This window comes from Boseongicola sp. (assembly GCF_057460485.1).
This window is the reverse complement of the sequence record NZ_JBVCWP010000134.1, coordinates 1-10,469: the sequence shown is the minus strand read 5'-3', so window position 1 is coordinate 10,469 and position 10,469 is coordinate 1. Positions and strand designations below refer to the sequence as shown.

The window sequence follows — 10,469 nt, the reverse complement described above, 5'->3', positions numbered from 1 at the left end:
TAGAACGGGAGAATCACCGGCAAAAGGAACGCTCATGCCTTGTTTAGTCAAATCCGCGCATACTGGCACCATCAGATGGCTAGGTCGGGTCACCGCGCCAGAGATCAACATCAGGTCCGTAGCGTTAACTGATGCGCTAGCCACGTTTGCCGGTGTGGTTGGAGAAGCGCATTCAGGTACGACGCGCGCGTCTTGCGTGCGCGTGACTATGTTGCACCCCAAGGGCACGGAAATTCGAAACTCCCGTCAACTGTCTATTCTTTCCACGGAGGAAAACGCCGAAATAGCCACCAAAATTGGGTTAGAGGAATTGGATCCGACGTGGCTTGGCGCGTCAATCGTGATCGAAGGCATCCCAGACTTCACCCACATCCCGCCAGGATCCCGCCTGCAGACGGAGATGGGCACGACATTTACCGTGGATCTGGAGAACGCGCCGTGCAACTGGCCAGCCAAGGAGATCGAAACGGATCGCCCGGGCCATGGAAAGGCATTTAAGCAGGCCGCCAACGGGCGGCGCGGGGTCACAGCCTGGGTCGAGCGACCTGGACCGCTGAGTGTGGGCGATACGGTGGAATTATTTGTCCCAACACAGCGTGCTTGGGCACCGGAGTAGAGCACCTTTAACCGGTTCAACGCGGTCGACATCCGTGGTGTTTCAGGATGCGATGCAATGCGCTTCAGGTCATTGGTTGGGTGGTAGCCGAAATCCGGCTACCTTTGCACCTGTCAGACGGACTGCCATCGGGATGATTTTTTCTTGCGCCCCACATGGAAGACTGAGTTTGCGGCTGAATTCACGCTTATGACGCGTTGAATTGATCAATCATTCCGTCCCAGATGGGAACGAGATCCATCAGGCCGTCCCAGAACCCCTGATCACGGCGCCGGTCGAAATCTCGGACGGACGTGCCTTGTTGTTCCACCCAAGTGTAATAGCCCAAGTTAAACATACGCTCGCGATCTATCCGAGTCATCTCGATCATATGATCCGTAGACGCGCCTAAAATTGCCTGGCCAAAACTTTCGGCTGCGCCGAGTTTGTTGAACCCGTTTGCGTAGTATTTTTCCTCAGCGAGGCGCTGTTCGGAGTGGTACATGTCCGCGCCATCTGTGGCGATTGTCAGGACAACATCATTAGCTCCAAGCCCCATATATTTGGCGTATTTAATTGCCCCCAAGACGTTTGCGATTGATGACAGACCAAGATTGCCCAAGCTAGCCAAATCCCGCTGGCCAAGGCTGCGCCGTTCGGTCAAATATTCGCGCCCCGGTGTCGTATTAAAAACCAGATTCAAACCGTCGCAGGCACGATCCGATACACCAATAGCGAAATCTGAGTTCATCACATTGTGAATTAGTGGCACATGCTTGTCACCGATGCCCTGAATGTTGTGCTCGCCATAGCCGTTATACAGCAGCGTCGGGCACTCCAACGCTTCGATCACGCCGGTCTGAGTACCTAGGGCGTTTTTCAGATGGTCGCCGGCTGCAAGTGTTCCAGCAGAGCCTGATGCAGCAACAAACGCTCGGGCTGTCAGACCGCCCGGTGCGTTCACATGGTTGAATATACATTCTAACGCCGGGCCGGTGACAGCCCGGTGGATGATATAATTCCCGTATTCACCAAACTGATTCAAGATTAGGTTTTCTGGATCCTTCTCAAGCACATGGCATGCATCATAGATTTCTTTGACGTTACTTTCTGTCCCGGGTGTGCGGTAAATGTCTGCCGGGTCCGCCAGCCAACGGTTCAGCCAGTCAAAACGTTCCTGGCTCATCCCTTCGGGCAGCACGGCCACTGATCGACACCCAAGTAAAGTCGCGATGGCAACGCCACCGCGACAATAATTACCGGTCGAGGGCCAGACAGCCCGATGCCTCGTGGCATCGAAACTGCCAGACATCAGCCGAGGGATCAGACAGCCATAGGCAGCCAGTACCTTGTGCGTGTGGATCATTGGAAAGCGGTTACCCAGCGCCACTACAATCTTCGCTTTAACTCCGGTCAACTCTTCGGTCAGGACCATATGATCTGGAACATCGCTAAAACCACGCCGATCCGAGGCGTTGTGCCAATTTACCCGGAACAGGTTTCGAGGATCGGCTGCGTCTGGGTCTACATCGGCGATGTCTTTGAACTTCTCGGCCAAATGACATTTCGGATCCGCAAGATCAGAAATCCTGGGCAAGACAACTTTCATTTCACGAAGGCGATTTACGCTGCGCTCATAGGCCTCGGGGTCTATAATCTCAGTTTCTAATCCTGGTATCATCGCAGATGCCTTCTCGGTACAAAACTTGATTGCAAATGTGGTTTAATTCGCGTCCAGCACTGCTCGCAGAAACTGCTTTGTGCGATCGTTTTGCGGATCGTCAAAAAGTTGATCCGGCGTGCCTTGTTCGGCGATCTTGCCTGCGTAGAAGAAACAGACCCTGTCGGAAATTTCGCGAGCAAAACCCATCTGGTGGGTAACCATAATCATCGTCAGGTTATGTTCGCTGTTCAGCGAGCGGATTACGTTCAGGACTTCACCGATAACTTCGGGGTCCAGCGCCGAAGTGACCTCGTCCAGCAACATCACCTTTGGGCGCATTGCCAATGCCCGTGCAATTGCCACGCGTTGTTGCTGGCCACCGGACAATCGTGACGGATGCTGATCTTTCTTTTCATACATCCCAACTAACCGCAGCAGATCAATCGCGCGGTCTTCGGCTTCATCGCGGTTCATTCCCAGCACTTGGATTGGAGCCTCGATGCAGTTTTGCAGCGCGGTCATATGCGGAAACAGGTTGAATTGCTGAAACACCATTCCAATGCCAGTTCGTTTCTGACGTAGGTATTTTTCATTGGCGACCACCAGCCCGTTGCCCTTGGGCATATGGGTCAGTGGATCGCCGTCCAAATAGATCACACCATCATTAATCGCCTCGAGCGTCATCAAGACGCGTAGAACCGTCGTTTTGCCAGACCCGGAAGGCCCGATGATGGAGACCATTTCATTGTGACCAACATCAAGGTTCAGTTGATCCAAGACAGTCAGATCGCCGTAGCGCTTGGTCACGTCCGCAAAGCGGACCAAAGGGCCTCCTTCGGGCAGGACAAGCGGGTGTTTTGTATCCATGATTGGTATTCGACCTTTAGTGCTTAATTTTGCCCTGATGTCGGGCAACGGCGGCTTCAAGTCGGCGCAGCCCCAATGCCGTGGGCAAGGAGATAATGAGGAAGATAAACCCGACCATCGTATAGGGTTCCAGATAGCGATAGGTTTCTGCACCAAGCGCATTTGCAGTGTGCATCAGTTCTGCGACCCCGATGGTGGCCAACAGCGGTGTGTCTTTGAATATGCCCACTAGATAGTTGCCCATTCCGGGCAAAGCGATTGGAAAGGCCTGCGGCAGGATCACCCTACGATAAGTGTAAACCGTAGAAAAATTCAGGGCGCGGCAGGCTTCCCACTGGGTCTTTGGAACGCCTTCCAATGCACCGCGATAAACCTCTGACAGGTAGGTTCCGAAATGCAGACCAATCGTCAACATCGCAGAGGTCCATGCAGACAAGGTAACACCGAACTGCGGTGCTACGAAGAAGACGAAGAAAAGCTGTACCAACAATGGGGTCGAACGCACAAATTCCACCAACTCGCGCACAACGATGTTTACAACGCGATAAGGGGTTTGCTGTCCGAACATCAGGATCAGCCCGACAACCATTGCAATAGCATAGCCCGCACCAGCAGCCAGTAATGTGTTGCCCGTGGCCCAAAGCATCCGAGGCAGAATTTCTATTGCGAATTCCCAACGCCATTCCATCAGTGTGCCCTCATGATTTACCGACCTTGCGTGCTGCCAGAACTTCCAGCCAACGCAGGAACGGTATTAAGGCAAAGCGTGCCATCGCGTAGTACACCAACAAGGCAGTGCCAAAAACCTGAGCGGACAGCCATGTCGTTGCGTTGAGCTGTTTGGCGACAAACATCAAATCGACCACTGTAATCAATGCAACCAATGCCGTTGCCTTTAGCAATTCCACCGTCAGGTTTGCGGCTGGCGGCAAGATGATTGTGAATGTCTGCGGGATAATGATCCGGCGGATCCGTTGCTTGGAAGAGAAGTTCAGCGCCAGCGCCGCTTCCCATTGGGCTTTTGGAACGGCTTGAATGCCGCCGCGCACCACTTCGGCCCCATAGGCACCAAAGTTCAGACCAAGAGCAATGACACCGGACATGAACGGCGACAAGGTCAGGCCCATCAACGGGAGTACATAGTATATCCAATATAGCTGGACCAACAGGGAAGTGCCGCGAAAAAACTCAATGTATACAAAAGCTACGCCTTGAATTGGCTTGCTATTTGTTATTCGCATCAAGCCGAAGATGATCGAGATCGTGACAGCCAAAAGCAGCGCGCAGATCATCACACTGACCGTCATAACCGCACCGGATGCCATCTTGGGCAGATACTGAATCAGGAATTCCCAATAGTTCACGATGCGGCCTTGTCTGGGTGGTAGACTGGATCAGGCAGCATATTTGCGCCGCCTGATCCGAGTATTATGGTCTAGCGATTTGCACAGGCAAATTCGGTCGAGGCATCTTCACCGGGAAGTTGAAATTCGGTGTAACCATACTCGGCTGTATTTGCCATCCAAGCCTCTCCACCGACAACCTTGGCCATTGCTTCGTTGAACGCTGCCAGGAAATCAGTGTCTGAATGGCGCATGCCAATACCGACCCAGTTCTTGGTCCACTCGGGCATATCGGCCGGATTGGTCACTTCAAATTTTCCATTCGACTTGTCGACATGTTCTTTGGCGCCAAAGAATGTCTGAACCGCAACATCAGCACGGCCCGCGTTCATCGCCGCAAGAATCTCGACCTCGCCAGCCACCAGCATCATCTGGTCCTCTGGTACGCCCTCTTTTTTGGCGGCTTCTACAGTGTTGAAGCCAGCACCAGTGACCAATTTGGCCCCGGTAGAGATCACGTCCTGATAGTTATGGATGCCTTTTGGATTGCCAGCGGGAACCAACATTGCGTCGCCGAAAAGTCCAATTGGATCCGAGAAGTTCATGTTCTCACAACGGCTTTTCAGAATATACATGCCGCCGGTGATGATGTCATAGCGATTGGCTTGCAAGCCAGGGATCAGACCGGCCCACTCATTCACCGATGTCTCGTAATTGGTGATCCCCATTTCTTCAAGCACTACCAATGCAATTGCGTTCACGAAGCCTAAAGGCTCGCCATTATCGCCTGGGTACGCCCAAGGAATAGCTGTCGCGAAGCCAAGACGGATAGGTTCACCTGCGTTTATTCTATCTGACAATTCGTCTGCCGTTGCCGCTTGGGCAGTTCCAATCAGCAGAGCGCCTACCATCACGGATAGAGCTTTTGACTTTAAGTTCTGAAGCATTCTATTTCACCTCTTTCTCTTACATTCACATGCTGGGGAATGAAAAACCAATCACCGCCCCAAGTTTTCCCAGCTTATCGCAGAGAGACTTGATCATTTTAGGCATATATTTGCACAAGTGTATCGCAAAATAGCACTTTGTGTGATCAAAATGAACCTAAATAGCATGTATTCATGACCGGATAACATCAAAATGGAACTGAGCCAGATTGAACGAACCATTCTACGTATGCTTCAAGCCAACTCTCGCACCAAACTAGAAGATATTGCGATCGAAGCGGGTGCTTCGATTCCAACAATTCAGCGTAAAATTCGCCACTTTCGGAACACCGGTATCATCCGCGGAGAAATGGTAGAACTGGACCCCGAAGCAGTCGGACTGCAAATGACATTTTTGATCTTGGTCGAGTTGGAACGCGAACGAGTTCAGCATTTAGACGCTTTCCGCACGAAGATGCGGTCAGAGCCGCAAATTCAGCAATGCTATTATATTACTGGCGAAGCCGACTTCGCCTTGATCGCATTGGCCAAGGATATGAAAGAATATCAGGCTCTTATTCAGCGGCTATTTTTTGACGACATGAATGTAAAACGTTTTCGTACGTCAGTTGTTATGGACAGCACAAAAACCGGCCTGACGGTACCCATTTGAACGACACGATTTTTGAGTAATACAATTAACAGATCAATGTCCGACGCACCGTCAGAGCAAACTGACTTGAGGCGAGGCGGGGCAACGAATAAGCTTTTGTGGATGAGAAAACGTAGTCCGTTTCGCTATTTCAATACGTGCCCACAAGCCATCGGCGTGGCGGTGATGATGTCTATCGGGTTTCTGCTATCGCTAAGGAACGTGGAAGATCCCTTGTATGAGCGTGGGATGGAGATCAGCGATGAAGGCGTGCGGTCTTGGTGGAACTGTTTTGGCTCAATGCTTGTTGAGGCCCGCATGAATTGAGCCGACCGGGTGTGATTTTACTCGAACGGGCAAGGGCACTTGGACGAGTTATTTGTGAAGATCAGCAGTAAGGCGCACTACTTGTGGCGCGCCGTTGCTCATGATGGAGAGGTCCTGGAGAGCGGAGTTGAAATTCATTAGAAAATCAATCAAGCGATACGGTAATCAAGAAGTGATCGTGACAGATAATCTCCGATCATATGGCGCAGTGACTGAAGTTGTCGGCCATGCTCCGAAACAGGAAACGGGATGCTGGCTCAACAATCGCGCCGAGAATTCTCACCTGCCATTTCGAAGGCGAGACAGAGCCTAGATCTTCGATCTAGGCGCATGCGAAGTTTGCATAAATTTTTCACCGCTCAGGCTTCCGTCCATGGGAATTTCAAATAGGAACGGCATCTCTACACTAGGGTCAATTTCAAGCCGAACCGCACCGCCGCTTTTGGCGAGTGGCGGTAATTTTGTTCGGCATATATTCACGCACTCAACAGTAAGCTGAGACGGGCTCGAATTAGCCTGGCGGCAACCATGAAGGGTTTGCGGAGAGAGGGTCTTGCTGAGGCGCACAACTGTAAGCGCGCAAGTTGACCATAGTATCCGCCCAAACGACATGCGGGAGGCTCATTTGAAGATCACATTGGCTTCGTCACAAAATTATTTGATCAATCGCCTTCGGGTGATCAGTTAATGGTTCATACCCCTCTTCCGTTATGATGAAACTGTCCCCAACTTGGGCGCGGAATGTATCCACACTGACAGAACCATCGACCGCAAGAACCATGCCGGGTTGCAAAATAGTCGTGTCGCCCGTCACCAACTGCGGGGCCTCCAAGAAACTAAATCCCGTCGCGCGCCCGCATCTAAAGGGATACTCGAACCCTGCCTCCTGAATGACGTCTGCGTAAGCCGCGTGTACGCTCTCCGCGGTCACGCCGGGCCGCAACGCATCAAGGGCGGCTTTTTGGCTAGCCAGCGCAACTTCATAGACCTGCGCCTGTGACGTATCCGCGATCTCACCAATCCAGAACGTGCGATCAAATCCCAGCTTGAAACGATGGAAATTGGTCATGCCGCACAAGCACAGAAATACCGGCTCGCCCCGCCGCATGATTCGTGTCGTGGCACGGTGATGGGTCTTGGTGATCATCTCGCCGGAAGCCATGATTTGCAGAAAATGCGTGTTGGGCGACATATCGGCATCGTCGTAGTGCGCCGCTAAGAGCTCTGCAGACTTGCGCGTACCGGCTTGCGCTGTCGCAAGGGCAACCTCGTATTCCGCAACAGCATCCCCAATCGCCGCGCGGCCTGCCGCCATCATGGCGTCTGCAACTTGGCCTGCATGTCGCGCCAGTTGCAGTTCCTGCGCGGATTTGATCATGCGCATGTTTGACAGCAGCGGTGTTGCTGAGGCCAGGGTTTGCGCCCCGACCAGTTCATCGATATATTTGCGCACAAGCGCTGGCATATGGTTTGGCTCAATGGCAACGCGGTTGGCCCTTTCGACAGCTGCGGGTAATTCGGCACGCCATTCCTCGCCCATGCCGTCATTCCACGCGGCAATCGTGTCAACGCGGGCTGCGGCGTCGGCACTGTTGAGGTCGATTGTTGGGGTAATCAAAAGGCTCGGACCATCGCGATGCACGACCAATATAGTTGGGCGACCGAACTCCATGTGCAGATAGTCGTAGTAGCCCGTCAGGTAATAGACATTGTCGTCATCCGTAATGAGAGCAACGTCGATCCCATTCTCCGCAAGACAATTGCGAAATGCACTCATGCGCGGCTCGAACATAATTATGTCTCCTGTGTGCCGCTCTTCGGGAGGCGATCCCGGACAAGCTGCGCCCAGAACGCAGCACCGATAGGCAAAAGGTCATCGTTAAAGTCGTAATCCGCTGAATGCAGGGGCTGCCCACAGGGGCCTTCTTCGCCGTTCCCCATCAGCAAGAAGCACCCTAAAATAGCGTCTGAGAAATGCGCGAAATCTTCTGAGAAACTCATCGGCTCACAATTGCCGTTTGCCTTCAGACCAAGGGCACGCGCGGCATCGACCACCGCTTGCACCGGCTCCTCTGCATTAATGGTCTCGATGAATTCGGTGTTGAACGAAACGGACACCGATACGCCATGGGCGGCACCGATCCCTTTGGCAATCTGGCGCATCAGGCGGGCAACCGCCTCGCGGTCTCCGGGCATACGTGCGCGGACATCTCCCTTGAGCGTTGCGGTGCCCGGGAGGACGTTGCGCTGACCGTCGGTCAAAAACTCAGTCACAGACACGACCACGCCAGCACCCGGTGCCAATTTCCGCGATACGATTGTCTGCAAGGCCTGCACGATTTCCGCTCCAACCGTAATCGCATCAACCCCTACTTGTGGCATTGAAGCATGTCCGCCTTGCCCTTCGATCAAGATCTCAAATAGGCTTTCGCTGGAGCAGATTTGCCCTGCCCGCGTGGAGACTTGGCCAACGGGCACGCCAGGCAAATTATGAATGGCGTAAATTTCTTCAACTGGGAAGCGCTCCAACACGCCTTCCTCGATCATGGCCTGCGCCCCGAGCCCGTGTTCTTCATTCGGTTGGAACAGGAAAACCACAGTCCCGTCAAAGTCAGGATCAATTGCCAATGACGCCGCCGCGCCCAAAAGCATTGTCATATGACCGTCATGACCACAGGCATGCATGACCCCGGTGGTCTGGGAAACATAATTATGGGCGCTTGTCTCATGTATGGGCAGCGCGTCCATATCCGCCCGCAAGCCGATAGCTCTATTGCCTGACCCTCGTTTCAATATGCCGACGACGCCCGCGCCTTCGTGGACTTCCAGTCCGAGACTTTTCAATATCTCGGCTACGCGCGCTTTGGTCTGGTCCTCTGCAAAGCCAAGTTCGGGAGTGCGGTGAAATTCGTGGCGCAGCGCGATAAGGTCTATATGGTCCATTAAGTCGCTCGTATGTGTCAGTTTGAGAGTAACTTAACTGCAATTATTCCTTCTGAAGGCAAAAAGCGACTTTTTGAAGCGGGATTTTGAATACTTCCGCCGTTGGGGTTATTTTGAACGTGGATAATTGGCACAATTCTGACGTCTGCTAGGAACTTACGGCCTTGTTTCATGGAGCCAGAGGAGGTCGGAACGCGCCCTACCCGAGATGGATTTCAGGCGATGCGATCGAAATTGGGCCGGCCAAGTTCGGTCATCCGGTTAAGGATCCGGACGCCAATCCTGGCTTCTGTTTCCTGATTTTCAAACGAGCGCGCCTTGAGCTTAGGCCCGATGACGGTCTTCCAGCGGCCCATCAGTGTTTCACCCCGGCTGCGCCGATTGTAGCGCGATGCCTTCTGCCATGCCATCCGACCGTGCGCGTGTATCTCAGCAATATGGCGGTCACGAATTCTCGGGTTCCGGGCGGCGCCGGGGCTCAGGACCGCGTTCTTGGGTGGTGGAATCGTGAGTTTGATCGCCGAACCGAAGCGTTCGGTTAGAACGTCGCATGTTGGCTCTCCATCGTACGCTCCATCCGCCAGAAACAGGTCACCCGGGCCGGTGATCTGATCCAGCAGGCCCGGTAGGGCAGTCGGATCGGCAATGTCATCTGTGGTCAAATTGGAGCAGACGATCTGGCCACTGACAAGATCGAGGCCAAGGTGCAGCTTGCGCCAAGAGGGCACCCTCGCCGAAGATCCTCAGCCCTGTACTGTCCAGGACCGGTTTGGAATTCTTGGAAATAGCTCTATCAGACAAGCTCAGCCCGTTGCCTCTGCGTGACAAAGTCGTGTAATGCGGCACCGCGATCTCAACCCCCAGTAGGCCGGCGATGGAGCGCATCAAGCCTTCGGCCTGCCGCAGTGGTTGCTTGAAGATCATGCCAAAGGTCAGGCAGAGCTCAATCGCCGGCATTGTCAGAATAAATCTTCTTGAGGCGGGCAGGGTGGTTTCGCAGCCTTTGTTCATGACGAAAACACGCCCTTTCACAGCAGCCCGGAGATCATCCGCTTGGCGGTCATGATGGACGTTCGCTTTCCCCTTTCGCTCCGCAATGTCGAGGACCTGCTGCACGAGCGCGCCGTCGACATCAGCCACGAAACGGTGCGGG

9 protein-coding genes and 3 pseudogenes are annotated in these 10,469 nt (G+C 53.4%); 4 read left to right on the top strand and 8 right to left on the bottom strand.

Annotation, left to right across the window (positions count from 1 at the left end; translation table 11 throughout):
* Positions 1 to 34 precede the first annotated feature (34 nt).
* Positions 35 to 616: an MOSC domain-containing protein gene (locus tag AC221Y_RS14560; RefSeq protein ID WP_299757516.1), complete on the top strand. Its 582-nt coding sequence runs from the start codon at positions 35 to 37 to the stop codon at positions 614 to 616.
* 187 nt (positions 617 to 803) lie between these two features.
* On the opposite strand, the gene AC221Y_RS14555 is transcribed toward AC221Y_RS14560, so the two are convergent.
* From AC221Y_RS14555 to AC221Y_RS14535, 5 genes are all read right to left on the bottom strand, one after another.
* On the bottom strand, positions 804 to 2,276 hold the full coding sequence (locus tag AC221Y_RS14555; RefSeq protein ID WP_299757513.1) for a pyridoxal-5'-phosphate-dependent protein subunit beta: 1,473 nt from the start codon (positions 2,274 to 2,276) through the stop codon (positions 804 to 806).
* 42 nt (positions 2,277 to 2,318) lie between these two features.
* Positions 2,319 to 3,125 carry an ectoine/hydroxyectoine ABC transporter ATP-binding protein EhuA gene (gene ehuA, locus AC221Y_RS14550; RefSeq protein ID WP_299757511.1) on the bottom strand — a complete coding sequence of 269 codons (807 nt, stop codon included), beginning with the start codon at positions 3,123 to 3,125 and terminating at the stop codon, positions 2,319 to 2,321.
* A gap of 16 nt (positions 3,126 to 3,141) precedes the next feature.
* The gene (gene ehuD / locus AC221Y_RS14545; protein WP_299757508.1) at positions 3,142 to 3,813 is read right to left on the bottom strand and encodes an ectoine/hydroxyectoine ABC transporter permease subunit EhuD; all 672 of its coding nucleotides are present in this window, start codon (positions 3,811 to 3,813) and stop codon (positions 3,142 to 3,144) included.
* Between the two features lie 10 nt (positions 3,814 to 3,823).
* Entirely contained in the window at positions 3,824 to 4,489 is a 666-nt protein-coding gene (ehuC, locus tag AC221Y_RS14540; RefSeq protein ID WP_299757506.1) for an ectoine/hydroxyectoine ABC transporter permease subunit EhuC, read from the bottom strand.
* A 71-nt stretch (positions 4,490 to 4,560) separates the two neighbouring features.
* On the bottom strand, positions 4,561 to 5,415 hold the full coding sequence (locus AC221Y_RS14535) for a transporter substrate-binding domain-containing protein (protein WP_299757504.1): 855 nt from the start codon (positions 5,413 to 5,415) through the stop codon (positions 4,561 to 4,563).
* Positions 5,416 to 5,608: 193 nt separating this feature from the next.
* Here AC221Y_RS14535 and AC221Y_RS14530 point away from each other — a divergent pair, with 193 nt between their 5' ends.
* On the top strand, positions 5,609 to 6,067 hold the full coding sequence (locus AC221Y_RS14530; protein WP_299757502.1) for an Lrp/AsnC family transcriptional regulator: 459 nt from the start codon (positions 5,609 to 5,611) through the stop codon (positions 6,065 to 6,067).
* A 102-nt stretch (positions 6,068 to 6,169) separates the two neighbouring features.
* A pseudogene (locus AC221Y_RS14525) lies at positions 6,170 to 6,832 on the top strand (IS6 family transposase).
* A gap of 187 nt (positions 6,833 to 7,019) precedes the next feature.
* Here the strand turns inward: AC221Y_RS14525 and AC221Y_RS14520 are convergent.
* The 3 genes and pseudogenes from AC221Y_RS14520 to AC221Y_RS14510 form a co-directional block, all read right to left on the bottom strand.
* On the bottom strand, positions 7,020 to 8,165 hold the full coding sequence (locus tag AC221Y_RS14520; RefSeq protein WP_299757500.1) for a M24 family metallopeptidase: 1,146 nt from the start codon (positions 8,163 to 8,165) through the stop codon (positions 7,020 to 7,022).
* Between the two features lie 2 nt (positions 8,166 to 8,167).
* A complete protein-coding gene (locus AC221Y_RS14515; RefSeq protein WP_299757498.1) occupies positions 8,168 to 9,316 on the bottom strand; it encodes an amidohydrolase in 1,149 nt (382 codons plus the stop codon).
* 215 nt (positions 9,317 to 9,531) lie between these two features.
* A pseudogene (locus AC221Y_RS14510) lies at positions 9,532 to 10,348 on the bottom strand (IS5 family transposase).
* Positions 10,349 to 10,360: 12 nt separating this feature from the next.
* Between AC221Y_RS14510 and AC221Y_RS14505 the strand changes: the two are divergent.
* A pseudogene (locus AC221Y_RS14505) lies at positions 10,361 to 10,469 on the top strand (IS6 family transposase); the annotation flags it as partial.